The sequence below is a fragment of the Psychrobacter sp. 2Y5 genome, assembly GCF_051847375.1.
GTDB lineage: Bacteria > Pseudomonadota > Gammaproteobacteria > Pseudomonadales > Moraxellaceae > Psychrobacter.
In genome coordinates this window covers 332,514-359,346 of the sequence record NZ_JBPYDA010000002.1, presented here as the reverse complement: position 1 = coordinate 359,346, position 26,833 = coordinate 332,514, and the positions used below count along the sequence as shown (strand labels likewise).

The following is a 26,833-nucleotide window of genomic DNA, read 5'->3' as shown; positions in this document are numbered from 1 at the left end:
ATTCATTTGCTTTGCACCGCCAAAATTGACAGCCAAAACGAACCACCAAAATTGACGACAAAATTGACGACAAAAAGGGTAGTCAGTGACCGCTAGATCTTCTTCTACAATGCCAGTGATGTTACTGGTTTTACTATTGCTGATGCCTGCCTATGATGGGGTGAAAAGAGCGTACCTACCGGAACTTTATCTCCAAGATATAAAAGCGGTGATAGCACACTTGCAGTTAGAGGAGGCGTTTGAAACCTTAGGTATAGCAGGAGAGGAGCAAGCTGATACGAGTGTTTTAGCTCATGAGGATAATGATCTAAGCTTAAGTGAAAACGCTCAAGATAATAATAGTAATGAGAATATTAACGTCAATAACAATGATAATGCCGCCGCTGTAGCGAATAAAGAGTTTAATTTAGCCAGAAGAAGCTGTGGTCTTGGCACTTTATCGCCAGATGCTGAGCTTGAAAAGGTCGCGTTAGGCCATGCGAACTATATCAAATATGTTTTTACTCATTCGCAGCCAACACTATTTTATCCGCACTATCAAAACGAAATTAAAGGTATTCAAGCGGTTACTAGCAGTAACAACCCACATTATAGCGGCCTAGATATCAAAAACCGCTTATTCAATGCCAGCTACGCCAATCTAAAGTATGGCTTTACAGAAAATATTGCGCAGAGTATGTATTATCACTCTGCAGGTGAGCTACTCTCCGCAGAGGCGGTAACCACTTCGATGGCTAGATCCTTGCTTGCAGCGCCTTATCATCTGCGCTCTTTAATGCAGCCAAGCTCGAAAGTGGTGGGAACGGCGGTCGTCGCCTACAAACCTTATGATAAAGAGGTGCGCAACAATCAAGGCTATGTGTTAGTGAGTAACGCCGCAGCAACAGCCGACACGGTGGGTGCTAGCTATAATGGTATCTTGACTTATCCTTGCCAAGGGGTAACTGGCACTGTAACCGCCCTTTATAATGAAACCCCAGATCCGGTACAGCATACCGGCCGCAACTTAAGTACTGATCCTATAGGTCAGCCTGTCTATATCAAGGTGGCAAAAGCCAACACTATTCAAATTATTAATATCCGCTTTTATGATGCGCAGCGCGGGACAACGATACCGACGCAAGTGCTCGATTATCAGTCAGACCCCTATCTGAATACAGAATATGAGCTTCCCAAAAATGAGGCTTTTATCTTGCCTATCACAGACTCAGTGGCTAGCTGTGAGACGAGCATAAAGCAGGCGATGATAAAAAAAGCAAAAAACTGCGGCCTGCATGGCAACAGTGACTATAAAGTAAGCTTCGATGTCATCATAAACGACCAGCGCATGATCCATCAGTCGTTTAGTTTTATGACAGGCGAGGTGAATTACTCATAAGGGCATTTGCTTAAAACCTAGTCGTCAGCTTAGCCCTTTGAGCTGGGCCTAAAATGAAGAGCCGGGCTGTTGTAAAAATTCTTTTTCTTTATCAGTAGACTCTCGGCCTAAAGTCTCATTACGATGCGGATAGCGACCAAACTGCTCAATAATATCTTTATGACGATGCTCAAATCCTAAAGTGCTTACATCACCTAATCGCTCAAATAATGGCAAATACTGCTGATGAATCGCTAAGGATTCAGAATGCATAAACGGCATAATAGTAAAGCGTCGCCATTCCATCGGTAAGCTAGCAAAATGCGGCTGCTTGATCGCTTCTTGTGCGAGCACCACTGCCATGCCATCTTGTGAAAAAGAACAAGGCTCACCGCGGCATAAGTTACGCGAGAATTGATCTAAGACAATAATCTCAGCCAAACGTCCTGCTAGATTGGTAATGGAGCTGTTGGCGTCGACTTTATTGTCACCGCGGCGCCAATGAGCGCATTCACCCTGTTTGGCCGCTTGCCAAATTTTGCCAAACTTTGACTCAATACGCTGATCAAAATCCTCATTTTTTTCAAACCAGTAAGGCTCGTTGTCTTTAGCAAACCAAAATTCTAACACGGCACGCGCATCAGCATCTATATGTTGTAGATTGATATCTGCAGCATTTATTTTATTATTACTCGCTTGACTAGCGCTTGTAGAATAATCGGTTGAGAGTGACATAAGCTATTCTCCTAGTAATGAATTTAGCTTACTATAACCCAAATAGTAGCTGTGGTCATGATGTTAAAATGTAGCGACCCTTGTGCTTGCAAAAGCGAATATATGCCTTATTATTAGTCGCAATAAATGATCATCAACTTTAATTTTTTGGCGCTATGCTATTTCACCTGTTTTGCTTATCTGCTTTAGGTTACCTTATATGAACTCAGTAAATCCAAACTTAGCTACTCCCAAATCGTCGTCTCAATTACCGGCAACTCCTTACTATTTGCTCGATGAGGCCGCAATCGTCAGCAACATGCAAATTATTGCAAAGCTTTGTAAGCTATCAGGAGCTAAGGCGTTGCTAGCGCTCAAGTGCTTTGCAACTTGGGGCGTGTTTGATGCTATGCAGCCTTACTTGCACGGCACTACCTCATCGTCACTCAATGAAGTGCGCTTAGGCTTTGAGACGTTTGGCAGCTCACAAGATAAGGAAACTCATGCCTATAGCGTCGCTTATAGTAGTGATGAGATAGATGAAGTATTGAGCTATGCTGATAAGATTATTTTTAATTCCATCTCGCAGCTCACGGCTTTTAAAGAGCAAGCTTATGCACAAAACATTCCTGTAGGCTTGCGTCTGAATCCTAAGACTAGCAATTCGTCTTTTATTATCGCTGATCCGGCGCGCCCCTTTAGCCGTTTGGGCGAGCATGATAAAGATAAAATTAAAGCGGTGCTCACTGACATTAGCGGAGTAATGATTCATAACAACTGTGAAAATGATAGCTTCGAAGCGTTTAGCGATAGTTTGGCAGATATCGAAACTAAGTTTGGTGATGTTTTAGCAAAGCTAGAGTGGGTCAGTCTAGGCGGTGGTATTCATTTTATTGCACCTAACTATCCATTAGAAAAATTGGCCGATAGGTTAAAAGGCTTTAGCGAAAAATACGGCGTGCAAGTGTATTTAGAGCCAGGCGAGGCGAGTATCCATAGCGCGGGCACGCTAGTAACGACGGTGCTCGATACGTTGCAAAATGAAAAAAGCATCGCGGTGGTCGATGCTTCTATCGAAGCGCATATGCTCGATTTATTAATTTATCAAGAGTCGGCGGCTATAGCGGCTATCAATGATGAGACCATCGATATCCTGCCAGTAGCGGAAAATTTTAAGCAGCAGGCGGTAGACAATACTATTGTTTGCGGCCGTTCCTGCCTAGCAGGAGATATTTTTGGCGAGTATCCGCTAGCAGATCAGCTAAAAATAGGCGATCAAATCAGCTTCGCTAATGCCGCAGGCTATACTATGGTCAAGAAAAACTGGTTCAATGGCGTCAACATGCCAGCCATTGTGATTCGCCGCTTAGATGGCAGCATTGATATCCAACGTGAGTTTGATTATCAGGATTATAAGGCAAGCTTGTCTTAGCTCTGTTATTTGAGTCGCGTTAATTTGTGCTACTGGTTAGGAGGCTATAAAGCTACGAAGCTATAAATCTAGTATTGACGACTAACAGTCACTAATTATGACTAAAAGATACGATAAAAATTGTTATAATTGCGCTGGGTAAAATTATTGAAAGAATCATAGTTTTTGCCTTACGGGTGTATGGGTTTTCCTCGGTCTTCCTTTTTAATTCATGCACATCATTCATCTGTTGCTGTTTTGCATAGCCACCTCTGTGGCATCGGCAGGAACACAAAGGAGGATTGTTCATTGAACACCAATCAAACTAAGCTCAATAAAAAAGATGTCCTTATCATTGGCGCAGGCGGCGTGGCGCAAGTGGTCGCACATAAGTGTGCCATGCATAATGACGTACTCGGCGAGATTCATATTGCCTCGCGTACTAAGCCCAAATGCGATGAGATAGCGCAAAGCGTCCATGACAAAGGTAGCTTTAAACTTCCGGCGACTTTGCATACCCATCAAGTCGATGCCATGGACAGCGAAGCGCTGATCAAACTTATCAACGATACAGGCATTCAGATCCTTATCAATGTCGGCTCGGCCTTTATTAATATGAGTGTATTAGAAGCTTGTATTGAGACAGGAACGGCTTATATTGATACCGCTATTCACGAAGATCCGCGAAAGATTTGTGAAACCCCGCCTTGGTATAACAATTACGAATGGCAACGCAAACAGCGCTGTGCTGATAATAATGTCACTGCTATCTTAGGCGCAGGGTTCGATCCTGGTATGGTCAACGCTTATGCGCGTATCGGCTACGATATGATGGATAAAGGCTCAGTGACTGATATCGACATCATTGATATTAATGCGGGTAGTCATGGCAAATACTTCGCGACTAACTTCGATCCTGAGATTAACTTTCGTGAGTTCACCGGCACCGTTTACTCTTGGCAAGATAGCCAATGGCAGTCTAATGATATGTTCGAGGTCAAGCGCACTGATGATCTGCCTGTTGTTGGCTTACAAAACAGCTATCTTAGCGGGCATGACGAAATTCATTCATTATCGGCGAACTTAGACGTGCCGAACATTCGCTTTTGGATGGGTTTCGGTGAGCACTATATCAATGTGTTTACTGTCTTGCAGAATTTAGGCTTGTTATCTGAGCAGCCGGTGATGACGGCTGAAGGTCAAGAAGTGATCCCGCTAAAAGTGGTCAAAGCGGTACTGCCTGATCCAAGCTCACTGGCGCCCAATTATACCGGCAAGACTTGCATCGGCGACAAGGTAAAAGGCCAGATAGACGGCGTTGATAGCGAAGTTTTTATCTATAACGTCTCCGACCACAAAGACGCCTATAATGAAGTGGGTAGCCAAGGTATCTCCTACACCGCAGGCGTACCGCCCGTTGCTGCCGCTATGCTTGTCGCGACTGGAGAGTGGGACACGGGCACAATGGTCAATGTCGAAGAGCTGGACGCTAAGCCCTTTATTAATCTACTCAATAAGATAGGCTTACCGACTCGCATTCAAGATGTTAATGGTGATAGAGCGCTCGAATTTTAGGCGAAAAATTAATTTTATAAAGAAGCTTATCTCTTAGAGATAGGCTTTTTTTGGCTTAGGTTTTAGAATCTAGGTATTTCAATCAAAACAGTCGTCTCTGATTTTATAACGTTACACTTTTAATCTAAATACAGCTGCTAATACTGGTCACTAACACTATGAAATTATCCAGTATATGACATAATCCTATCATTGAGCTAAAGGACTACTACAAGTGCTGCCAAAAGACACTGACAAACGCCTTCTTTTAGCAAACCTAAAATAAATACAGGAAGTACAAATGGCCAATGGACCCGATAACGATGAGTTAAATTCAGCGCAAGAGCCTCAGGCTGCAACTACTGGGTCAGAGGAGTCTTCACGTACCCCGTTTGAGCGTAGTCAGTTTGGCGGTACCGAGCGTCAATCCAAACCTTTTGATGAAGACGTACCCATATCCCGTAATGATCTACAAAAAGGCGCGCAGGAGCTATCCGAAAATAGCGTGGCTCATATTAATTGGAGCGTGCTTATTATCTCATCGGTAGTAATCGTGGCATTTTCAATATGGGCTATCTTTTTGCCGGCTAGTGCTAGTACTACCATGAAGATGGTTGTGGACTGGATTGCCAGTAATCTAGGCTGGTATTACGTCATTACGATGGTGTTGGTGATTGGCTTTGTACTTTGGGTAGCCTTATCTAAGGCAGGTAGTATCCGTCTTGGGCCTGATGACTCGCGCCCGCAATACAAGCTGGGAACGTGGGCGGCGATGTTGTTTGCCGCTGGGGTCGGCATCGACATGTTGTTTTTCTCAGTGACCGGCCCGGTCGTACAGTACCTAACACCGCCTGCTGGTGAAGGTTCAAGCGCTGCTGCCATGCAAGACGCTGTGGTCTGGACGATGTTCCATTACGGTATTGCAGGCTGGTCAATATATGCGCTGCTCGGCATGGCGATGGGCTATTTTGATTATCGCTGGGGTATGCCGTTATCGATTCGAGCGGCGCTTTATCCGCTGCTAGGTAAGCGTGTTCTAGGTCCTATCGATCACGGTATCAGTACGATAGCGCTAGTTGGGACCGTGTTTGGCGTCGCTACCACTATGGGTATTGGGGTAGTGCTGCTAAACGTCGGCTTCTCAAGATTATTTGGTTTTGAAGAAGGCTTGACCCTACAGATAGCGCTAGTGGTTGGTGCGGTTATTTTGACTATTTTAGCGACTACCTCAGGCGTTGACCGGGGTATTCGCTGGATATCGGAGCTGAATCTTTGGAGCGCAGTGGCGATGATGGCGTTTATCCTTATCGCTGGCGAGACCGCTTTTTTGTTAAATGCTTTGGTCGAGAACTTAGGTCAATTCTTTGTCACCTTGCCTGCACGGATGTTCAAAACCTTTGCTTATGTGCCGGGTAGTAGCGTCTGGATGGGCAGTTGGACACTGTTCTTCTGGGCATTTTGGCTAGCTTGGGGACCTTTTGTCGGGGTGTTTTTAGCGCGTATTTCTCGCGGCCGCACCTTGCGTGAGTTCGTCATCGCCGCGATTACCGTACCGGTATTATGCGATTTTATTATCGTTTCTTTCTTCGGCAATTCCGCGCTTTATGAGGTGCTACAAGGCAATACTGCCTTTGCTGAGTTAGCTATACAAAGCCCTGAGCGCGGCTGGTATGCTCTACTGGAGCTATTCCCCGGTGCTACTATCTTGGTCGCTCTTGCAACGCTGTCTGGGTTTTTGTTTTATATCACCAGTGCCAACTCAGGGGCGATGGTGATGTCGAACTTCTCGACTTCTATTCCCGATCCAAGCGAGGACGGCCCTAAATGGCTACGCATCTTTTGGGCGGTATTGACGGCGATGTTGACTATCTCTATGTTAATCGCTGGCGGCGTTATTACTATGGAATACGCGACGCTTATTTTCGCGCTTCCTGTGACCGTGATTGTTTATTTAGTGATGTTCTCCTTTTCCAAAGCACTGAAAATTGAGCGAGCTGAAAACGAAGGTAAAGTGCTACGCCGTCCTTCGATTACCCCAAGTGGCGGTCAGAGGCCCGAGCGTTCGTGGAAGCAGCGCCTGGGACAGATGCTAGCGTACCCCTCGAAACGTGAGGCGATACAATTTCTTGAGCGTGTTGTTCGCCCAGCGCTTAACGAGGTTGCGCATGAGTTTGAACGTCAAGGTTACAATATCGAGCGTGATAATGTTCCGCATATAGATAACGATATCGATATCGGCGGCCCTTTATTAAAAGTCGCTTCAGATGCACAAAACAACTTTTATTATCAGGTGTCAATGGTTGAGACACCGTCGCCTACCTTTAGTGGTAAAATGGCGCCCAATACCGATGTTTATTATCGGTTAGAAGTGGCGACGCAAACGGGTTCTGGCGGCTATGACTTGATGGGGCTGACCAAACAGCAAGTCATCAATGATGTACTAGAGCAATACGAGGCGTACTTGACGTTTATCAGTGCATCGGTAAACACTGATGCTGATATAAATAAAGGCGAAACGCTAGTTGGGGCAACAAAGAGTTATTGATAGAGGAACGCTGATAATCCTTTAATTCAGACAAAAAAGCTGATTATTACAGTAATTATTAGCGGGACAAGCAGTGTTATAAAGAAGCTTATCTGGTATAGATAGGCTTTTTTTATAGACAGGTTATAAACGATTTAATACGATAAAAAGAGGCAGCAAATGGCAAAAATTCTAATCACTCTTGGTATTATTTTGGTGATAATAGGGGTTATTTGGCTGATATTTCCAAGCCTATTTTCGTGGATAGGCAATCTACCAGGTGACATCAAACACAGCTCTGGCAATACCAAAATTTACTTTCCAGTAATGACAATGATTGTGATAAGCGTCTTGGCGAGCATTCTCCTGAATTTATTTAATCGCTAAAAGATCATCTAGGTTTTCACCCAAAGTTTTTGTTAAATTTTCTTAAGCAGTACTACCTAATTCTGCTATAGTAAAATGACCGTATCGCGTTATATGACCGGTACTACCTATTAGCAAGGAGTGCTTTTCTCATGGAATTTGACTATGTCATTATTGGCGGCGGCTCAGCAGGATGCGTTATGGCTAGCCGCTTATCGGAAGATCCAAATATCTCAGTTTGTTTATTAGAGTTTGGCGGCGACGGCAAAGATTTAGCTGTACGTGTGCCTGCAGGCGTTATCATGATGATGCGTGATAAGCCGGTTAAGATCAACAACTGGGCATTCAATACTGTGCCACAAACCCATCTAAATAATCGCATAGGATATCAGCCGCGCGGACAGTGTTTAGGTGGCTCCTCCGCTATCAATGCGATGGTGTATACTCGCGGTAGTGCCAAAGACTATAATCGCTGGGCAGATAACGGCTGCGAGGGTTGGGGCTACGACGATATGTTGCCTTTTTTCAAAAAAGCAGAAAACAATATTCACGGTAGCGACGAGCATCACGGCGACTCTGGGCCACTGCATGTGTCAGAATTATTGAGCCCGCGTCCTATTTCCAAAGCCTTTGTCGATGCTTGTGTGGCTAATGGACTCGATGCCAATGATGATTTTAATGGGACTAAGCAAGACGGCGCGGGTCTCTATCAAGTTACCCACTTTCATGGCGATAAGCAGGGCCAGCGCTGTTCAGCCGCCGCCGCTTACTTACATCCTGTTGACGACCGTCCGAACCTCACGATTATCACTGGCGCTATGGTGTCCAAAGTTATCATAGAAGATAAGCGGGCAACCGGTGTCGCTTACGTCAAGCATGGCGAAGAGTATATTGTCAGCGCTCTAGAAGAAGTGTTGCTATGTGCCGGCGCGTTCGGTTCACCAAAGACTTTGATGCTATCAGGTGTTGGCCCAAAAGAGCACTTAGAGCAGCACGGTATTGAGGTGATTCAAGAGTCGCCGGATGTTGGCGGTAACTTGCAAGATCACTTGGATGTGGTATTTGACTATAAGGTCAATACTAAGGATATCATCGGTATCGGCTTAGGCACGGTTGCGCAGATGATGTCCGCTTTAGGACAGTGGCGCAAGGATGGTACTGGCATACTATCGACTAATTATGCCGAAGGCGGCGCTTTTTATAGCGCTACCGATAAGACGCCCAAAGACTGGCCCGATACTCAGCTGCATTTTGTCATCTCGCGCGTGATTAATCATGGACGTGAACTGAAATGGGGCTATGGCGTCTCAGTACATAGCTGTTATTTGCGCCCTGAGAGCCGCGGAACAGTGAGGCTGGCGTCAACTGATCCTAGCGAGCCGCCGCTGATCGATCCCAATTACTTATCCAACGACAAAGATGTGGAATTCATGGTCGCGGGTGCCGAGCGTGCGCGAGCTATTATGACAGAAGCGCCGCTTGCCAAGTTTATCACTGAAGACTACGCAGCGCCTTATATCAAAAAAGATGGCTTGCTTGGGTATATTCGTAATAAGTCCGACACCATTTATCATCCTGTCGGTACTTGTCGTATGGGCGCAGATGAGCTATCGGTCGTCGATACTGATCTTAAGGTACGCGGTATTAAAGGCTTACGTGTGATTGATGCCTCGATTATGCCGACCTTGATTAGCGCTAATACCAACGCGCCCACCATCGCTATCGCCGAAAAAATAGCCGAGCAGATGAAAGCTGAGCGTCATAGCAGTGAAAGCGTACCGACCCAGATTAATAACTATGCCAAAGCTGAGCATGTAACAGCAGGGTAATTAATCTCTTTGGTCTAAGCTATTATTAGAGTTTAAATAAAGCCTTCTAGTGTTTTAAATACTAGAAGGCTTTTTAGATAATCAAAAATTTAAGGAATGATCAGTACGACAGTTTAGGATTGTTCACTGAGGAGAGGGAATAAATTGACTTTTACAAATGATATTTTAGACCTGACAAGCATCATTGAGTTTATGAGCTATCAATTGGGCTTTTATGAAAACAAATAATAGCAAAAAATATAATTCTTCAAATGTAGCTCAGAGCAATGTGGACTGTTATGCGCCAGAGTATACAAAAAAAGAAAAATTAGTATTATTAGCTAAGTATCTTACTATTGCAGCCGGTTCGATAGCTTTGATTGAGTGGTATTTACTACCAAGTTTTAGCTCATATATTGATAATATCAGTTGCTATGACTATAAATGGCTCACAGGTTTTGAAGTGGTATTTTATGGATTGTTTGCAGGGTTTCCTTTAGGACTTGCAATAATGTTATTTTGTTTTGAAGGATTTAGAAATCTTAAAGTATTACAACTAAATCAGAACCCCTTGCCTAATGAGAAGGTTTGGAAACCAACTAAATATAGCTATGGTTTTAGAGCAAAAATAAAGCCGATTGGATTTTTTGCTATGCTTATTTTACTGGTTTTGTTAAGCATTATTGGAGCCTATAAAGCTCATAGTTTGCTTGATAATAGTAGCTTTAAAAAAGATGCAACCTGTCTCAATAATTAAAAAATATAAATATCATCGTTTATCCCTTTGATGACTCTATCATTGATAAGCCCTTAGTTACGTACAAGGTAAGATTTGCTATAATGCTCCGTGATTAACCATAAATAGTTAGCCCCATGATGCACATACAGTCAGAGCAGATATAGTCAAAAATAGGGACAGTTAGATGTCTAATGAATCATCGAGTAATACGTCAAGTGTACAAACCTTAAAGTTGCACTCAGAAACTGATACCCAAGCCTTAGCGCAGCAATTGGCTGCTCTATCCATAGAGGGCAGTGTTTGGTTATCTGGTGACTTAGGCGCGGGCAAGACGACTTTGACTCGCTATTGGCTGCAAGCCTTAGGTCATAAAGGCGCGGTCAAAAGTCCGACTTATACCTTAGTTGAGCCTTATCAGATTGAACAAGAGGATGGCTCAGTAAAGGCGATTTATCACGCTGATTTATACCGCTTGCAAGATCCAGAAGAACTATCCTTTATTGGTTTCGATGAATATCTCGATGAGCCGAATGCGCTAGCCATTATAGAGTGGGCCAGTCGCGCCGATAGCTATTTGCCGCCACCCGCTTTATTTATCGATATGACAGAAGCCGATGACGGCGCTCGGCAAATTGAGCTTCGTCTCTCAAAAATAGGTCGAGCTCAAGGCTTAGACTTATCCATTTTGCACTTATGATTCTTTCATGTTAGAGAACACCGCCATTAGTCGTATAAAAAAACTCTCGCCGCTATTGATCAATCAATTGGCTGCCGGTGAAGTTGTGACGCGTCCAGCCGCCGTAGTCAAAGAGCTGCTTGAGAACGCTATCGATGCCAAAGCCACACATATTGAGGTGCACATCACTCAAGGCGGTATGGGCATGATACAGGTAGCGGACAATGGCCTGGGTATCCATCCAGATGATATGGTGATGGCCATTACTCGCCATGCTACTAGCAAAGTCGCTGATGTGGCTAACCTTCAAGGTATCCGTACTTTAGGGTTTCGCGGTGAGGCCTTAGCCGCTACCGCTGCCGTATCACGTCTGACTTTGATCAGTAGCCCTGATAACAGCGGCATAGGTCGGCAGCTGCAAGTCTCTGGAGTACTCGCTGAGGACCCACCATTAACGCCTGTGGTACACAACCGCGGCACCACAGTAACGATCAAAGATTTGTATTTCAATGTGCCTGCCAGGCGCGGCAATCTAAAGTCTATCGCTACTGAATTTACTCATACTGAAACGATTGTCCGCGAAGTTGCTTTAGCCCGTGCCGATGTGACGCTGGTTCTTTTCCATGATAATAAAAAACGTATCACCCTATCGGTAAATCAAGATGATAACACTATTAGCAACGGCTCTACTAGCAGCGCCTCGATAGCTAATATCAGCCGCTATCTCCCTATTGCTCGATTGGAGCAAGCGCTAGGTTTAGAGCTTCAGGATAATGCTGTAGAGGTTGCTGTGGATTTATCCAGTTTACAGCAGCAGTACGTTGACACGAGTAATGTCAGTCCAACAACAACGACGCAAGCGCAAATTAGCGGTTGGTTATGGCCAACTGCACAGCCGCAGCCTAGTCTTCCCAAGCTGCTTTATGTCAATGGACGCCTAGTCAAAGAAGCTATCATTAGCAATCAGCTAAGGCAATTAGCAGTGAGTGCTGAGATTGCGGCGATGGGGTATGCTTTATATTTTGAGCTGCCATTATCTTGGTTGAACGTTAATGTGCATCCTAGCAAACAGCGCATCAAAATCAGCTCGCTTAATAACATTGTGGCGCATCTGAGTTACGCCATTAGCAACAAACTCAAAAGCGTAGTGATAGACTGTCCTTCGTTAGCATCCTTGAGTCCCAAATCGTTAGAGGACGAGATAAGCGATGATCAGCCTGATGACAGTGAGCATGGCTTTCCTGCCTTTAAACCGCAAGTACAGTCTATTAAGCACTCTTATCAGTGTTCAGAAGAGCCAGTGGCAGCTACGGTCGCCAGTGAGGTTAATAAGGTTAGTGACAGCATTGCGATAACGAGAGCAAGCGATAAGCAAGCTGATACAACCTCACTGATACCTGCTATAAATCATGAGCGCTCAAAGCCTTTACCTTACTGTTTGGAGGTGATTACTGAGCTATCAGAGTATGCGCATGGAGATTCAGGTGATTTTGTGAGCGCGGTAAACTATGATGAACCTAGCGTTTTGTCACCTTGGTTATTATTTTATCGCTCAGTCCAAAATCAAGGTCAATTAATCGTGATAAAAGAAGCGGACTGGCATAAGCAGTTCGCTAGGTTATTTGCTGCCAGCGATTATCCACAGCTTAATAGGTCTGCTAGCCACTTGGCTATAAACCAAGAGATTAATGAGCAGATAAGCCATTACGCTGCGCAAATGTCGACGCCAGATTTGCAAGCTTTTATCACAGATATCATAGAGATACTCACGACCAAAGCCATTGTACAGACAGACAGCAATCATTTAATCGGGTTATTATTATCATCCGCTTTAGCCCAATAATCTCTAGCTCAGCGCTATCAAACTCTTTTTATAGGCAACTTTATGTCAGACGCTCCTCATCCTATGCCAGATAATAGCGTCATCTGCTTGATGGCGCCAACGGCTAGTGGCAAGACCGCTTTAGCTTATGAGCTTTATGATAGTGGGCGTTATGAGCTTATCTCAGTCGATTCAGCACTCATTTATCGTGAGATGAATATTGGCACGGCTAAACCGAGCGCTGCAGAATTGCAGCGCTATCCGCATCACTTAGTTGATATTATCGACCCGACGCAGAGCTATAGCGTCGCTGAGTTCGTCAGCGATGTCGAGCGGCTCATAAATGAATGTCATGCGAAAGGTAAAATTCCGCTATTAGTTGGCGGTACGATGATGTACTACATGGCGCTGATAGAAGGCCTGTCGCCCGTTCCGGATAGCGATGAGCAGGTACGCAGGCAAGTCGAACAGTGGCGACAAACAGCAGGGATTAGCGCTTTATATGATTATCTAGCTGACATCGATCCTCAAAGCCATCAACGTTTAGCGCCCGCTGATACTCAGCGAATTACGCGAGCCGTCGAGGTATATAAACAAACTAATATTCCAATAAGCGACTGGCAGCGTCAACCTAAACAAGCATTGGCCCATAATCCTAACCAGCAGTGGCATGTCTTGTCCGTACTACCGGAGCGTTCATGGTTGCATGAGCGTATTAGTCAGCGTTTAGATATGATGTGGCAAGAAGGCTTAGTTGCTGAGGTTATTGGCTTACTTGAGCGCTATCCTTTGACCCCAAACATGCCCGCCATGCGCTGCGTGGGCTATCGGCAAGTACTCGAGTATTTAGTGCATATCAATCACCCAATATTTGAGCAAGCACATTTAGATAAGTCGCTATTTTATGAGGCCTTTGCTGTCAGTACAGATGACAAAACAAAAGGCGCAACAGATGGCGATCAAGCGGTACCTCTTAATTCTACAAAACCAATGACCCAACTACAATCTCAGCGACAGCATCTCGCTTGTGAAGCGAAGCGAAATAAGGCATTATATGCTACCAGACAGTTAGCCAAGCGCCAGTACACTTGGCTGCGTAAATTATCGAGAGGCTTAGCTGCAGCAAATCAGTCGATTGTAGCGTCTGCACAAAGTGATACAAGCCTTACGGATACGCAACACAATATAGTCATAAGCTCATTTACTTCTATCAACCAAGTGAGAGATTATTTACAGTAACCGCTATCATAAGTTTGTCGAGCAACCATTTTTTGTATCAACATCTTTTAGAGTAAAAATAGTATACTCGCATCTGCTTTTTGGCACTGCGTAAGAAATGATTATATTAAATAACGATAAACGACAATAGATCAGGGTGTTAACTGTTATAATTTAGACTGATTTGTCTTGGTATGAAATCACAACACATTAAAATAAAATAATAACTATTAGGAGAATTTTTATGTCAAAAGGACAGACTCTACAAGATCCGTTTTTGAACTCATTGCGTAAAGATCGTATTCCGGTGTCCATTTTTTTAGTGAATGGTATCAAATTACAAGGCCAGATCGAATCTTTTGATCAATATGTGGTGTTATTGAAAAACACCGTCAGCCAAATGGTCTATAAGCATGCCATATCGACAGTAGTTCCAGCGCGAAACCCTCGTAGCAGTACAACGTCAGCCTCTAGCAGCGGCGTACAATCCTCAGGCGCGGCCGGTAGCTACCAAGGCGGTGGCTTTGAGCGTAGTAATCAAGCAGGCGGCATGAATAGCGGTTACGAAGAGCGCGGCTTTCCCTCAAACCGTAGTGGCTTTAACCGTAGCGGTTTTGGTCAAGATCGTGGTTTTGAGCGTGGCGGCTTTGGCCAAGACTCAGGGCGCAGCGGCTTTGGACAGAGCTCTGATCGTAGCGGTTTTGGTCAGGATCGTGGCTTTGAAAACCCAGGCGAGAATACCGGCTTAAATGATACGCCAAAAGAGGATTTTAACGATAGCGACAACCACTAATCGCCATCATTTATCCAATGTTCTATCGTCAGCTTGTATGGCTGATGGTTTTATTAAGATGTTTTATCAAATGAAGACCTACTAATGCAGTGGGTCTTTTTTGTATCAGGCCAAAATCTAATTTATCCCATTTAGAGTGCGGTTACTAAAGTTGATGATAATATAGTAAAATAAGCTATCAAATAATAGATAATGAGTTATATATGAACAGCGGTAAAAGTCATCTCACTCATGAGCAGTTCATAGCGACTGCTATTGAAGCCATCAATACAGAAATGTCAGCCTTAGCTCTATTAACAGAGCAAATAGACGATCGTTTTGCTCAGGCTTGCGATATTATTTTGGCCTGCCAAGGTCGCTTAGTGGTCACCGGTATGGGTAAGTCAGGGCTGATCGGTCGCAAAATAGCCGCGACCTTTGCTTCTACGGGCACGCCGGCATTTTTTATGCATCCAGGGGAAGCCGGACATGGTGATTTAGGGATGCTAGTGCGTGGTGATGTTTTATTGGCCATCTCCAACTCAGGTGAGTCTGATGAAATCAAAACGCTGCTACCTGTCGTCAAGCGCCTTGGCATACCGCTTATCAGCATCAGTCGCGACAAGCGGGGAATGTTGCCCCGAGCCGCTGATATTGTATTGACTTTGGGTAAGTCGCAAGAGGCTTGCCCGCTCAATTTAGCGCCAACGTCGAGTACTACCGCAACGCTAGCTTTGGGTGATGCATTAGCAGTCGCTTTGGTTCATGCGCGCAACTTCACTTCAGAGGATTTTGCTTTGTCCCATCCTGCAGGTGCACTTGGGCGTCAGCTATTGACGCGAGTTGAAGATTTGATGCACACCGGTAGTGAAAACCTGCCTTTAGTCAATCAAAAGGCTTCTCTCAATGAAGCGCTGTTTACTATGACCAATGGTCGTTTAGGTATGACGGTAGTCGTCGATGATGAAGATAAAGTAGTAGGGATATTTACCGATGGCGACTTGCGCCGAGGACTTGAAAAAGGTATCGATTTAGCCACGCCGATGCGTGAGATTATGACGATAAAGCCCCGTCATGTCAGTAAAATCATGCGCGCCTCTGATGCCTTAAGTGTGATGAATGAAAATGCAATTAGCCAGTTGTTAGTAATGGATGAGCAAGGTCACTTAGATGCTATTATTACCGTTCATGACTTATTGCAAGCAGGGGTAAAATAACAGCTTATCAGCCAGCGTATATCATAAATAAAAACCAATAATAAGAGGTAGCCTATGCAAGATTTAATCAAAAAAGCAGGTAAAGTTAAAATGCTAGTGTTAGATGTCGATGGTATTTTATCGAATGGGCAGATTATTTATGATGCAAACGGGGTTGAAACCAAAGCTTTTTCGGTACAAGATGGCGTAGGTATCAAGGCCTTAGCGCGTTATGGTATTTTGACGGCGATTATTACTGGTCGTCGTAGCCCTATGGTAGATAAGCGCGCCAAAGAGATAGGTATCGATTACGTGGTACAAGGCCGTGATGATAAAGTTGTGGCTCTAAAGGAACTGATGGCCATGGTGGATAAAGTGGCTGATATCACCACAGCAGACTGCGCGTACATGGGGGATGACTTGCCTGATATAAAAGCAATGCAAACAGTCGGATTTGCGGTCACAGTACCTAACGCACACTCTGAAGTCATCAATCGCAGTGATATGGTCACCACACGCGCTGGTGGCTATGGCGCAGTGCGTGAGATATGTGACCTTATTTTAAAGGGTCACGGACATTATGAAGAATACATTGCAGGCTATACCTTAGAGGGTAGTGCTCCCCAAAAAACAGAGTCATCAGTAGGATAAATTATAGTGAATACTCGTGTCTTAATCGTTTTGGCCTTAATCATTGCTGGTATCGCGGGTTGGTTTTTTCAGCAGCAAGCAGAGGTGACGCCGCCAGTTAGTATGGGTCCCTCAGAAGTGGACTACGAAGCTACTGATATCCAAGCGGTACAGACCAATGAACAAGGCGAAACAGAATATGAGCTTAACGCTGAATCGCTAAGACATGATCCCAATACTAATCAAGATATAATGTCCGGTATTACTATGAATTGGGAACCATCAGCTGAGCAGCTGTACCGTATCGAGTCTGGAACGGCAACGGTCAACCAAGAAACTGGCGAGCTGCATCTCTACGGCGGCTTTAGCTTAGCTAGCGAAGATCAGCAAAAAACGACTGAGACTGGCGACAAAATAGCGCCTATCACCGTGACAGGTGAAGCGCTAAAGGGCAATACAAAATCAAAGCTTGTCTATAGCGAGCAACCAGTACAAGTCTTGCAAGGCGCCAATCGTTTTGAGGCTGCCACGATGACAGCCAATCTAGAGACTGGCGAGTATGAGTTTGAGCAAGTGGCAGTTATGTTTACTCCTGCTGAGCGTCAGGATAAAGCGCTTTTTTAATTAAGTATTGTTTTTAACAATAAAACGTTTTTAACTATAAAATGCTTTTAATTATGAAAATTTTCAAAATATAAAACCGTTATTGAATAACCCCTAAATACTGCTGCTTTTAATACCTATCATATGAAGAGTATCCAAACATGAAATCAAGTTTTTTGCCTATAGTTCGTGCGCTAGCGCCTCAGCTATCAGCAGCATCTTATATACGCTCATTACCAGTGGTCATGCTGCTAGCTCTACCTATCTATAGCCATGCGCTACCTTCTGATGCCAATCAGCCTATCAAGCTGCTTGCCGATCGCGCCACTTATAGCGAGAGTACCGGCGTGACTAGCTATTCAGGTACAGTGGTTATCACCCAAGGAACGCTCAAATTGACGGCGGATAATATTACCGTCAACCTCTCAGAGCAGCGCAACATTCAATCAGCCGTTGCAACTGGTCGACCGGCGACTATGCAGCAAGTAGTGACTCAAGAAAAAGGCTTAGCAAAAGGTCGCGCTAATAAGATCGACTACAATGCGGCTACTGGTATCATGACTTTGACAGGTAATGCAAAATTAACGCAAAACGGCGCAAGCTTTGCAGGTAATGTGATTCGCTATAGTCTCAAAGCAGGGGATGTTGAGGCAACAGCGGGTGGCAATCAGCGTGTAGAGTTAATCTTCCCGCCTAATAATAATACCAATCAGACTGGCATACGTTAGTTTATAGCCACTACTAAAGACAAGTGATATGTGATGTTGTCTTAGTAGTTCAGTCATAAGCGCGAACGTATTGTCAAATTGACACGACTAGATAAACGCCTAAGTTTATGAGCCTTGAATAGAGCATGAGTAAGTTATGATAGACAATAATGAGATCAAAACCTCATCAGCGATGAGCCCTGTAGCGCCAGTACCACTGCGCTTATCGATGCAAAACTTAGGCAAACGCTACGGTAAACGCTGGGTTGTCAAAGATGTATCATTCTCTGTCGAACAAGGGCAAGTGGTTGGCTTATTAGGCCCAAATGGCGCGGGTAAGACCACTAGCTTTTATATGGTAGTTGGCTTAGTCAATATGGATAAAGGCCGCGTTACTTTAGGAAAAATGGATCTGTCTAAATACGCTATGCATGAGCGGGCGCGGGCAGGTATAGGCTATCTGCCGCAAGAGGCTTCTATCTTTCGTAAGCTCTCTATCGAAGATAACATTTTGGCTATTCTACAAACGCGCAGCGAACTCTCTGCAACTGAGCAGCGCCAAGAGCTTGAAAAATTGATCGCTGAGTTCCATCTAGAGCATGTCCGTAGCTCTTTAGGTATGAGTGTCTCAGGGGGCGAGCGTCGCCGCTGTGAGATTGCTCGAGCCTTAGCGGCAGATCCAAAGTTTGTGCTCTTGGATGAACCTTTCGCTGGCGTTGATCCTATCTCCGTCGGTGATATCAAAGAGGTGATACTAACCTTAAAAAATCGCGGTATTGGTGTATTAATCACTGATCATAATGTTCGTGAGACGCTAGCGATTTGTGAAAAGGCTTATATTGTCTCAGAAGGAGCTATTATCGCTGAGGGTACTTCTTGTGAAGTGTTAGAGAACGAGTTAGTCAAGTCCGTCTATCTTGGTAAAGACTTTCAAGTCTAAGGTTTCTTGCTGATAACAAGCTAGTGTTTTCTCTGTCGTGTCTTGTCTTTTATGACAGCTTTATTTTAATCGGTTATCAAATGGCTTATCTTAGCCAAAGCCATTGTATTGGTTACCATCTCCTATTTTTCTTATTCAAAAAATTATACCTTCATCTTTTATTCCTAGACTCTTGAGCTTATATTCATTTAAGCTTAAGGTTCATTTAAGGTGCATATATCATGGCAAAAAATAAAAGCAGCTACGTCTGCCAGAATTGTGGTGCTTATTTTGGTAAGTGGGCAGGGCAGTGCGGCGACTGCGGCGAATGGAATACTTTAGTTGAAGCGCCAAATGTCAGTATGCCGCATCACAATAAAAGCTCAGCAAAATCGGCACCTAGTCGCGCTACGCCGCGTGCTACCAGTGCCCCTGCAGGGAATTATTCAGGAACGCATAGTGCAGTGATGCCATTGAATGCGGTAAGCGTTACTTTAGATACGCGTTTGCCAACTGGCATTAGTGAGTTCGACCGTGTATTGGGCGGCGGCTTAGTGGCAGGCTCAGTTGTGCTTATCGGTGGCGATCCTGGCATCGGTAAATCTACTATTTTATTACAAACAGCAACTAATATGGCAAGGGCAGACTCGTTAGCGGGTAGCGCGCTGTATGTCACAGGGGAGGAATCACTGGCGCAAGTCGCTATGCGTGCCAAACGTTTAGACTTGCCAGCAGATAGACTGCGAGTGTTGGCTGAGACTAATGTGGAGACGATTTGCGCCGCTTTGACTCAAGAGCAGCCCGCTATCGCCATTATCGATTCTATTCAGACGATTTATACCGATGCTATCAATTCGGCTCCTGGCGGCGTCAGCCAAATTCGTGAGTCAGCGGCGATCTTGACTCGCTATGCCAAGCAGACGGGCACGGCACTATTCTTAGTGGGTCATGTGACGAAAGAAGGAACCTTAGCAGGACCTAGGGTACTTGAGCATATGGTCGATACGGTACTATATTTTGAGGGCCAGTCTGACTCGCGCTTTCGCATGATTCGCGCGGTCAAAAACCGTTTTGGCGCAGTGAATGAGTTAGGGATTTTTGGTATGACCGATATGGGCCTTAAGGAAGTCGCTAACCCATCAGCGATATTTTTAAGCCGTTATGATAAGCCAGTAGCAGGGTCTGTGGTTATGGTGAGCCGTGAGGGCACTCGGCCTTTATTAGTCGAAGTACAAGCCTTAGTCGATGATTCACAAGGGCAGCCAAGGCGTATGGCGCTAGGGCTTGATTATCAAAGGATGTCCATGCTGCTAGCGGTGATGCACCGGCACGGAGGTATCCATACGAGTGGTCAAGATGTCTACGTCAACGTTGTGGGCGGCGTAAAGGTTATCGAAACGGGCTCTGATCTAGCAGTGCTGCTAGCTTGTGCTTCTAGTATAAAAGAGAAGCCGCTACCTTCGTCGTTAGCGGTATTTGGGGAAGTTGGGTTGTCCGGTGAGATACGCCCTGTACCAAACGGACAAGAGCGCTTAAAAGAAGCGATGAAGCATGGTTTTAAACATGCCATTATTCCTAAATCAAATGCACCCGCTGCTAACTCAGCTCAGTTTAAAGGCATCAATGTCATAGCCGTAGAGCGTCTCGATGACGCTATTGAAAGCGCATTTGAGATAGACTTTTAGGTATTGAGTTCCGTGTCCATCCCTTATACGCAATAAAAAGAGCGCCTAGTTTATCAAACTAGACGCTCTTTTTAGGTTATCAAGTTATTAGATGCAAAAGTAATAAGGGCTAATCAAGATTAAGGACCTGCAACCCGTTCGATAGAAACGTTACCTACGCCTTTACTGGTGATGCCCAACTGTTTAGCTGCACCGTAAGATAGGTCCATAACGCGCTTACCATGGAAAGGCCCACGATCATTAACTTTAACAACGACGCTTTTACCATTATTTTTATTGGTCACTTTCACATAACAGTTCAATGGTAATGAGCGATGGGCGGCGGTCAAAGCATTCATATCGAAGGTTTCGCCGCTAGCCGTTTTGCGACCATGAAACTTACGGCCATACCATGACGCCAAGCCTGTTTGCTTAAATTTGCCGACAGAGTTTGAAGCGACAGCCGTTAGACGTTCAAGCACATCCTCTTCATTGCTCGCTTGTGAGCTGTCACTAGTAAGAAGTGGGCTATTTAGTGCCAATGAGGTTGGCTGACGGGCTGATTTAACTAAACTCGATGCCCCATCGTGTTGACGAGTTAACTCGCCTAATACGCGATCAATATGAGAGGCGTTATCTTGAGACAATGTGGATAGCGAAGGGCTTGTTTCTGCTGCTTGAGCGTTAGAGATTACAGCAGAGCCAGTAAACAGAACTACTGACATTGTAAGTAAACCAGATAGACGCTTATTCATATATACCTCTTTGGCTTATACTCTAAAACTTGAGCACGACAATATTAAAGAATAATAACCTAAATGGGTTATCAGTGAGCCATAAATCGGCTTTAATCGCGCTGGCTTTCTAGAATGATGCTGCTACTGTGTTCTTATAGTAATAGCAGGTATAAAGGCCATTAGTTTAAAAGTAGGGTAAGTTTGTTTTTATACAAACAATTCAATAACAAATAATATAATCAACATCGGACTATACTGGCAAGTTATGACTTTATTATATACTTATGAAAAGTTGCTTAGCAGCTCTGTATAAGTTATGTACCACATTACGATTTAAACAGGTTAACGCAATTAAATCGTAATGACAAGTATAAAAACCTTTCGGTATTATTCAAATTACATGATTAGTTAAGGTTAACTAATCAAAGCGTCTCCTTTATAAAGTTATTCATGTCTTGAAAACTTTAATATGACAATGAGGCTATAGAAATAAGGGTATTGAATGACTATAAAAAGGCTGCTAAGTAAAAAAACGCTAGACAGCTCGATGCGTATGGATAGACATTAACAGACCGAAGCCTGCCATCAGAGTGACAATCGCCGTGCCCCCATAGCTGACAAAGGGTAGCGGAACACCAACCACGGGCAAAATACCGCCGACCATGCCTACGTTGACAAACACATAGACAAAGAATGACATAGCGATAGCCCCTGCCAATAGCCGACTGTAGCTATCAGGATGAGTAAAAGCGATGAATAAAGCACGGCTTAATAAACAGGCATAAATAAACATCAATAACATGACGCCGACTAAGCCAAACTCCTCTGAGAATGCCGCGATAATAAAGTCTGTATGACCCTCAGGCAAGAAATGCAGATGCGATTGAGTGCCATCTAAATAGCCTTTGCCCGTGATACCGCCCGAACCGATAGCCGTCTTCGACTGAATGATATTCCATCCAGCGCCTTGGGCATCTGCATCTGGATTGAGCAAAGTCAAAACTCGCGTGCGCTGATAGTCATGTAATAAAAAATACCAAGCAAAAGTCACCAGCGGTATGGATAAAGCGATAGCACCGCCAATCATCCACCACGACAGACCCGCCAAAAACAACACAAAAATACCACTAGCAGCGACCAACAGCGATGTCCCTAGATCGGGCTCTTTGGCGATTAATAAAACAGGGATAGCAATAAGGGCTAACGTTCCGGCAATGCTAGTCATTGAAGGCGGCAGCTCACGTCTAGATAGAAACCAAGCGCACATCATTGGCATACCAAGCTTCATAAATTCAGAAGGTTGCACGCTACCAAAGCCGGGTAAGTTGATCCAGCGCTGTGCCCCCATCCTGACCTCGCCAATAATATCGACTAGCACTAACAAAAATAGCCCTAATACATAAAATATAGGAGTAAAGCTACGGTATATAGTCGGCGGTATCTGCGCCATAGTGATCATCACAGCAAAAGCTACCACGTAACTGATCATCTGGCGCATGACCATATCTACATTCTGAGTAGAAGCGCTATAAAGAATCGTCAGACCGATACAACACACCGCTAGTAGTAATAAGGTCAGCCAAGGATCAATGTGGATGCGCTGCCAAATGTTAGGCTCATGCCGCTGGCCGAGGTGATGGCTTTGACGTGAAAAACGATATTGCAAATTAGAGGACATAGATAAAGCCGATACTGAAGAAAGAAAAGTCTATAAGACGCCACTGATAACGCTAAGCTATAGAGGAGACGCAAAAGTCACGTGATTATGAAAATTATGATGATAAATGTTAAAAGCACGGCTATTGCCTATTATGACAGCCGATATTTTAGCCTGCTTACTCAAAATTTGATAGTATCCATAAACTATACTACAGCAATAGACTCAATACTCTTTGCTAACGCTTGCTGGCGATATTGACTTGATAGTATAGCGGCAAACGCTGTGTCCTAATAAATTCGATAAATATTTAGTGGTAATGATTGAATATGATGAACAAAAAAAATATTGCAGCTCTCAGTAAATTGTCGCTGATAACGCTGACTTGCACGACTAGTATTTATGCGAATGCCGCTATCTTAAATGACAGTAGCGAGCGCCGTATTCAAGTGCGTCAGGGCAGTAGTACCACTAATAATCAGGTTTATATCACCCCTGCAAATACAAATGTCATTAGAGGCGATAGTATGCAAGGGCTTATTGCCCAAAAAAATCGGCAGTATAATCTTGATGCCAAGCTATCTATCGAAGAGAGTCAGCGCACTATCACGCCCAGCCGCTCACCGCGTTATAATACCTCTTACAATACGCATTATAATACTCAGTACAGTAACCCGAGTAGTAATAATAGTAGCTACTATGGTGATAGCGCTACGGACTTTAATACTTGGTTAAATAGTAATCGCTATCGCGCGCAGCAAGTCGCCAACTATCAGCGTTATCTAAGCTCACAGCTAGGGGCGCAAAACGTGCCGCCGATGGAACAGTTGCTGACTACTGCTCGCAGTTGGGATCGCTGTGGTTATGAGCCTTTTCAGCTACCGCCGCAGGAGCTTTGGTCAAATATGGTGCCGACGCTAAGCTTATATAGTCAGCTAAAAAATCAAGGAGTGCTGCCAGCCAGTACCGAGATTCGTTCCGTCTACCGCAGCCCTAACCTCAATGCCTGTGCAGGCGGTGCTACTAATAGTAAGCATATGACGGCCGGCGCGATCGATATCTGGGTGCCTGAATATGATGGGGACTTATGGCAGCTTAGCCGTATGCAAGATAGCTTATGCCAGTTCTGGCAATATCAAGGGCAAGCTATGGACTTTGGCTTAGGCTTATATTCGACAGGAGCGGTGCATTTAGACTCACAAGGCTATCGCAAATGGGGGTTTAGTAATGCTAGTAGTAGCTCGTCTTGTCGTTACTAGCGCTCTATTCTGAATAATTGTTTGCTTTTTAGACCTATTAGTCATTTATTAACGCTTAACAAAAGCCTAAAGTATGTTTTAATGCTTAGCTTGCATAGCAAGATAACAGAGATGATGAGTTTTTTCTTCTGTTGTCAATTAACAGTATTGTCAAAACATCAAAGCTACCAATAAAATAGTTTATCTTAAGGTTAAAGCGCTCAAAGAGGCTAAAAACGCAAAGGGTATAAAAGTGCCAGATCAAAAATTGCCTCGAGTAGCGAATAGCTTTTCGGCTCAAAGTAATCCGTTAGGGTTAGCAAAGAAACGTCTGATATCTTTGGCTCTGGCAGTCAGTGCAGGCTTGCTCTTTATCGCTGCTTGTACTCCCGAGAATTCCAATTTGCCTATCACAGACAAACAAGCCGTACCAAGCGAGCAAGTCCAATCTGATATTGAAGATAAAATTGTCAACTCGTATGCTCGCGTTGCTTCTCAGCAATCGCATCTATGTCCAAAGCTCGTGCAAAAAGAGATAGATAATACCGTTATCGAACGCAAGGCTGAAATTATGGTAAATAACAGCTGCGATTATTTATTATACCCTAGAGTAGGTGAGCGTATCGCGATTAGTCTCAACAATAATCAGATTGAAGCGTTATTAATTACTCCAAAGACTTATAATTTTGCCAATGGTGACTACGAAGTGAAGTCTTATGATAAGCATGTGATACGCCTGGCTTATAATGGCGCAGGCTATAAGCCTGAGCATTTCAGTTATGACGTAACGATAACAATCAAAGAATAAGGTGTCTTTTTAGTAATAAAATTAGTAGTCATAAAACTAGCAAGAAGAGCTATCGATCGATAACAATGAGGCTTGCCATCTATTGTTTAGTGACTATTATTTGCCTATCTTTTTTTTCACATTTTACTCTTTAACGCTATCGCCTTTATCCTGCCAAGGATCATCCGCCCCTACAGTCACAATCAAAAACTTATCGGTATCTAGTGTGCTACGCATCGTCTCATTGACTTCTGCTAGCTTGACGCTATTAATACGGCTCATATAATCACTCAGATAGCTGTCAGGTAATTTATAAAAATTCATCATTCCAAGTAAGCCATTGATTCCCGCATTACTGGCAAAGCTCATAGGGAAGCTGTTTTTTAGATTATCGGTCGTGAGAAGTATCTCATCCTTAGTAATGCCTTTCTCTAAAGTGTTGTTAATCACGCCTAAGCTGGCATCGATGGCTGCGCGGGCTTTATCATTGCGGGTTGAAAATCCAATCTGATAGGGACCGCGCGCAAGCATTGGATTCATCGAACCTGAGATGCCATAAGTGTAGCCCAAGTTTTGGCGAATCTCAGTCATTAGCCTAGCATTGAAATCCCCGCCTGCTAGGACATCATTACCTACGGCGAAGTTCGTCTGTTGCTGCTGGGCAATAGGATCAGTGGCACGCTTTGTACCTAGTTGCCCCATCAAGACAGTCGTCTGCGTACTGGGAAAATCAATATGAATATTTTGCGACTGCGTTAAGGGTTTAGGCTCAGGTAATATCGCCGCCGTTTTGCCTTTTGGTAAATTATTGGTAATGTTATTTGCCAGCCGCTTCGCTTGAGTCAATGTCAAATTACCAGTCATCGCAAGAGAAGCATTATTCGCGACTAAATAGCGATCCTGAAAATCTCGCAAGTCTTTTTGGTTGATAGTCGGCACGGTGTCAAGGGTACCAGAGGAGGGGTGAGCGTAAGGGTGCGTGCCATATAGAGTCTTGTTAAAAGCGAGACTGGCAAGGCTACCTGGATCTTGTTTTTGTTGCTGTAGACCGACTAGGAGTCTGGCTTTATTGCGTGCCAATATTTGCTCGTCAAAAGTAGGTTGAGTAAGAATCTGAGTCATCAAGTCGATGGCGGGTAGTAAATGCTCATCATCAGACAAACTTCTGAGCGAGACGATAAACATATCCTTATAAGCGCTACTATTTAGAGTAATACCTAAAGTCTCCACCGCGCGAGTGAAGTCATCTTCGTCCCTTGTTTCGGTGCCTTGCGTGAGCATAGTGGCGGTCATGTTAGCGATACCAAAACCTTGCTCACGAATACTACCATCACGGGCGCTACCCGCATTGAAACGCAAATCGATATCGACGATAGGTAGTGCGGTAGTACGGACGAAGGAGACTGGAACGCCAGCGCTAGTCTTGAAATGCTCAATATCAGGAACAGTCATTTTTAAAGGAGCGACGTTATCAAGGCTATTGAGTTTTGATAGCGCGGCAATAGGTGCACTGCTGTCAACATTCGTAGCCGAACCTTTATACTCTTCAACCATACTAGCATCGGCAAAAGCAGGATTGGAAAAAACAGCTAGTCCTAACAGGAGGCTACTGGTTAAAGCGGCGAGTAAGGAGCTTTGAGTAGCCTTAGCAGTAGTTGTCTTGGTGACCAATGACGATTTATTATTCATAGCTTGTTTCTTATTTGTAGTAGATATTTGAGTAGCAGTGTTCTA

The 26,833-nt window shown here is 44.3% G+C and carries 22 protein-coding genes and 1 pseudogene; 19 read left to right on the top strand and 4 right to left on the bottom strand.

The genetic code is table 11. The features are described from left to right. Positions 1 to 85 precede the first annotated feature (85 nt). A complete protein-coding gene (locus ACS8E3_RS03380; RefSeq protein WP_439241218.1) occupies positions 86 to 1,378 on the top strand; it encodes a CAP domain-containing protein in 1,293 nt (430 codons plus the stop codon). A 48-nt stretch (positions 1,379 to 1,426) separates the two neighbouring features. Here the strand turns inward: ACS8E3_RS03380 and ACS8E3_RS03375 are convergent, their stop codons facing one another. After that, on the bottom strand, positions 1,427 to 2,092 hold the full coding sequence (locus ACS8E3_RS03375; RefSeq protein WP_439241215.1) for a DUF924 family protein: 666 nt from the start codon (positions 2,090 to 2,092) through the stop codon (positions 1,427 to 1,429). A 199-nt stretch (positions 2,093 to 2,291) separates the two neighbouring features. On the opposite strand from ACS8E3_RS03375, the gene ACS8E3_RS03370 reads away from it, so the two are divergent. The 16 genes from ACS8E3_RS03370 (at position 2,292) to radA (ending at position 20,701) form a co-directional block, all read left to right on the top strand. Continuing rightward, positions 2,292 to 3,503, top strand: coding sequence for a carboxynorspermidine decarboxylase (locus ACS8E3_RS03370; protein ID WP_439241213.1), 1,212 nt, complete (start codon positions 2,292 to 2,294; stop codon positions 3,501 to 3,503). Between the two features lie 288 nt (positions 3,504 to 3,791). Then, positions 3,792 to 5,057 carry a saccharopine dehydrogenase family protein gene (locus tag ACS8E3_RS03365; RefSeq protein WP_439241211.1) on the top strand — a complete coding sequence of 422 codons (1,266 nt, stop codon included), beginning with the start codon at positions 3,792 to 3,794 and terminating at the stop codon, positions 5,055 to 5,057. A 280-nt stretch (positions 5,058 to 5,337) separates the two neighbouring features. After that, entirely contained in the window at positions 5,338 to 7,581 is a 2,244-nt protein-coding gene (betT, locus tag ACS8E3_RS03360) for a choline BCCT transporter BetT (protein WP_439241209.1), read from the top strand. Between the two features lie 159 nt (positions 7,582 to 7,740). Continuing rightward, complete coding sequence (locus ACS8E3_RS03355; protein WP_439241207.1) at positions 7,741 to 7,947, top strand: DUF2905 domain-containing protein; 207 nt, start codon at positions 7,741 to 7,743, stop codon at positions 7,945 to 7,947. 131 nt (positions 7,948 to 8,078) lie between these two features. Beyond that, positions 8,079 to 9,755, top strand: a complete 1,677-nt coding sequence (locus ACS8E3_RS03350; RefSeq protein ID WP_439241205.1) for a GMC family oxidoreductase — start codon at positions 8,079 to 8,081, stop codon at positions 9,753 to 9,755. Positions 9,756 to 9,969: 214 nt separating this feature from the next. After that, the gene (locus ACS8E3_RS03345; protein WP_439241203.1) at positions 9,970 to 10,491 is read left to right on the top strand and encodes a hypothetical protein; all 522 of its coding nucleotides are present in this window, start codon (positions 9,970 to 9,972) and stop codon (positions 10,489 to 10,491) included. Positions 10,492 to 10,657: 166 nt separating this feature from the next. After that, complete coding sequence (tsaE, locus tag ACS8E3_RS03340; RefSeq protein ID WP_439241201.1) at positions 10,658 to 11,170, top strand: tRNA (adenosine(37)-N6)-threonylcarbamoyltransferase complex ATPase subunit type 1 TsaE; 513 nt, start codon at positions 10,658 to 10,660, stop codon at positions 11,168 to 11,170. Positions 11,171 to 11,177: 7 nt separating this feature from the next. Then, on the top strand, positions 11,178 to 12,992 hold the full coding sequence (mutL, locus tag ACS8E3_RS03335; RefSeq protein ID WP_439241199.1) for a DNA mismatch repair endonuclease MutL: 1,815 nt from the start codon (positions 11,178 to 11,180) through the stop codon (positions 12,990 to 12,992). 42 nt (positions 12,993 to 13,034) lie between these two features. Beyond that, entirely contained in the window at positions 13,035 to 14,210 is a 1,176-nt protein-coding gene (gene miaA, locus ACS8E3_RS03330) for a tRNA (adenosine(37)-N6)-dimethylallyltransferase MiaA (RefSeq protein ID WP_439241197.1), read from the top strand. A 223-nt stretch (positions 14,211 to 14,433) separates the two neighbouring features. Beyond that, positions 14,434 to 14,982 (top strand): RNA chaperone Hfq, encoded by a 549-nt coding sequence (gene hfq / locus ACS8E3_RS03325; RefSeq protein ID WP_439241195.1) that lies wholly within the window; start codon positions 14,434 to 14,436, stop codon positions 14,980 to 14,982. Between the two features lie 203 nt (positions 14,983 to 15,185). Beyond that, positions 15,186 to 16,178 carry a KpsF/GutQ family sugar-phosphate isomerase gene (locus ACS8E3_RS03320; protein WP_439241193.1) on the top strand — a complete coding sequence of 331 codons (993 nt, stop codon included), beginning with the start codon at positions 15,186 to 15,188 and terminating at the stop codon, positions 16,176 to 16,178. A 54-nt stretch (positions 16,179 to 16,232) separates the two neighbouring features. Next, a complete protein-coding gene (locus ACS8E3_RS03315) occupies positions 16,233 to 16,808 on the top strand; it encodes a KdsC family phosphatase (RefSeq protein ID WP_439241191.1) in 576 nt (191 codons plus the stop codon). 6 nt (positions 16,809 to 16,814) lie between these two features. Next, positions 16,815 to 17,411 carry an LPS export ABC transporter periplasmic protein LptC gene (lptC, locus tag ACS8E3_RS03310; protein WP_439241189.1) on the top strand — a complete coding sequence of 199 codons (597 nt, stop codon included), beginning with the start codon at positions 16,815 to 16,817 and terminating at the stop codon, positions 17,409 to 17,411. Positions 17,412 to 17,635: 224 nt separating this feature from the next. Then, entirely contained in the window at positions 17,636 to 18,118 is a 483-nt protein-coding gene (gene lptA / locus ACS8E3_RS03305) for a lipopolysaccharide transport periplasmic protein LptA (RefSeq protein ID WP_439241351.1), read from the top strand. A 172-nt stretch (positions 18,119 to 18,290) separates the two neighbouring features. After that, the gene (gene lptB, locus ACS8E3_RS03300) at positions 18,291 to 19,037 is read left to right on the top strand and encodes an LPS export ABC transporter ATP-binding protein (protein WP_439241349.1); all 747 of its coding nucleotides are present in this window, start codon (positions 18,291 to 18,293) and stop codon (positions 19,035 to 19,037) included. A gap of 221 nt (positions 19,038 to 19,258) precedes the next feature. Then, positions 19,259 to 20,701, top strand: a complete 1,443-nt coding sequence (gene radA, locus ACS8E3_RS03295; RefSeq protein WP_439241187.1) for a DNA repair protein RadA — start codon at positions 19,259 to 19,261, stop codon at positions 20,699 to 20,701. 119 nt (positions 20,702 to 20,820) lie between these two features. On the opposite strand, the pseudogene ACS8E3_RS03290 reads toward radA, so the two are convergent. Further along, positions 20,821 to 21,165: pseudogene (locus ACS8E3_RS03290) on the bottom strand (septal ring lytic transglycosylase RlpA family protein); the annotation flags it as partial. Positions 21,166 to 21,952: 787 nt separating this feature from the next. Continuing rightward, positions 21,953 to 23,095, bottom strand: a complete 1,143-nt coding sequence (gene rodA / locus ACS8E3_RS03285; protein ID WP_439241185.1) for a rod shape-determining protein RodA — start codon at positions 23,093 to 23,095, stop codon at positions 21,953 to 21,955. Positions 23,096 to 23,403: 308 nt separating this feature from the next. On the opposite strand from rodA, the gene ACS8E3_RS03280 reads away from it, so the two are divergent. Continuing rightward, on the top strand, positions 23,404 to 24,333 hold the full coding sequence (locus ACS8E3_RS03280) for a D-Ala-D-Ala carboxypeptidase family metallohydrolase (protein WP_439241183.1): 930 nt from the start codon (positions 23,404 to 23,406) through the stop codon (positions 24,331 to 24,333). A 232-nt stretch (positions 24,334 to 24,565) separates the two neighbouring features. After that, on the top strand, positions 24,566 to 25,120 hold the full coding sequence (locus ACS8E3_RS03275) for a hypothetical protein (protein WP_439241181.1): 555 nt from the start codon (positions 24,566 to 24,568) through the stop codon (positions 25,118 to 25,120). Between the two features lie 123 nt (positions 25,121 to 25,243). Here ACS8E3_RS03275 and ACS8E3_RS03270 read toward each other — a convergent pair whose 3' ends face one another. Continuing rightward, positions 25,244 to 26,788 (bottom strand): M16 family metallopeptidase, encoded by a 1,545-nt coding sequence (locus ACS8E3_RS03270; RefSeq protein ID WP_439241179.1) that lies wholly within the window; start codon positions 26,786 to 26,788, stop codon positions 25,244 to 25,246. Between the last annotated feature and the right edge of the window lie 45 nt (positions 26,789 to 26,833).

Bases quoted from the DNA above. Each gene is read 5' to 3' on its own strand.
- ACS8E3_RS03375 (WP_439241215.1), bottom strand. From the start codon at position 2,092: ATGTCACTCTCAACCGATTATTCTACAAGCGCTAGTCAAGCGAGTAAT.
- ACS8E3_RS03370 (WP_439241213.1), top strand. From the start codon at position 2,292: ATGAACTCAGTAAATCCAAACTTAGCTACTCCCAAATCGTCGTCTCAA.
- betT (WP_439241209.1), top strand. From the start codon at position 5,338: ATGGCCAATGGACCCGATAACGATGAGTTAAATTCAGCGCAAGAGCCT.
- ACS8E3_RS03355 (WP_439241207.1), top strand. From the start codon at position 7,741: ATGGCAAAAATTCTAATCACTCTTGGTATTATTTTGGTGATAATAGGG.
- ACS8E3_RS03350 (WP_439241205.1), top strand. From the start codon at position 8,079: ATGGAATTTGACTATGTCATTATTGGCGGCGGCTCAGCAGGATGCGTT.
- ACS8E3_RS03345 (WP_439241203.1), top strand. From the start codon at position 9,970: ATGAAAACAAATAATAGCAAAAAATATAATTCTTCAAATGTAGCTCAG.
- tsaE (WP_439241201.1), top strand. From the start codon at position 10,658: ATGTCTAATGAATCATCGAGTAATACGTCAAGTGTACAAACCTTAAAG.
- mutL (WP_439241199.1), top strand. From the start codon at position 11,178: ATGTTAGAGAACACCGCCATTAGTCGTATAAAAAAACTCTCGCCGCTA.
- miaA (WP_439241197.1), top strand. From the start codon at position 13,035: ATGTCAGACGCTCCTCATCCTATGCCAGATAATAGCGTCATCTGCTTG.
- hfq (WP_439241195.1), top strand. From the start codon at position 14,434: ATGTCAAAAGGACAGACTCTACAAGATCCGTTTTTGAACTCATTGCGT.
- ACS8E3_RS03320 (WP_439241193.1), top strand. From the start codon at position 15,186: ATGAACAGCGGTAAAAGTCATCTCACTCATGAGCAGTTCATAGCGACT.
- ACS8E3_RS03315 (WP_439241191.1), top strand. From the start codon at position 16,233: ATGCAAGATTTAATCAAAAAAGCAGGTAAAGTTAAAATGCTAGTGTTA.
- lptA (WP_439241351.1), top strand. From the start codon at position 17,636: ATGCTGCTAGCTCTACCTATCTATAGCCATGCGCTACCTTCTGATGCC.
- lptB (WP_439241349.1), top strand. From the start codon at position 18,291: ATGAGCCCTGTAGCGCCAGTACCACTGCGCTTATCGATGCAAAACTTA.
- radA (WP_439241187.1), top strand. From the start codon at position 19,259: ATGGCAAAAAATAAAAGCAGCTACGTCTGCCAGAATTGTGGTGCTTAT.
- rodA (WP_439241185.1), bottom strand. From the start codon at position 23,095: ATGTCCTCTAATTTGCAATATCGTTTTTCACGTCAAAGCCATCACCTC.
- ACS8E3_RS03280 (WP_439241183.1), top strand. From the start codon at position 23,404: ATGATGAACAAAAAAAATATTGCAGCTCTCAGTAAATTGTCGCTGATA.
- ACS8E3_RS03270 (WP_439241179.1), bottom strand. From the start codon at position 26,788: ATGAATAATAAATCGTCATTGGTCACCAAGACAACTACTGCTAAGGCT.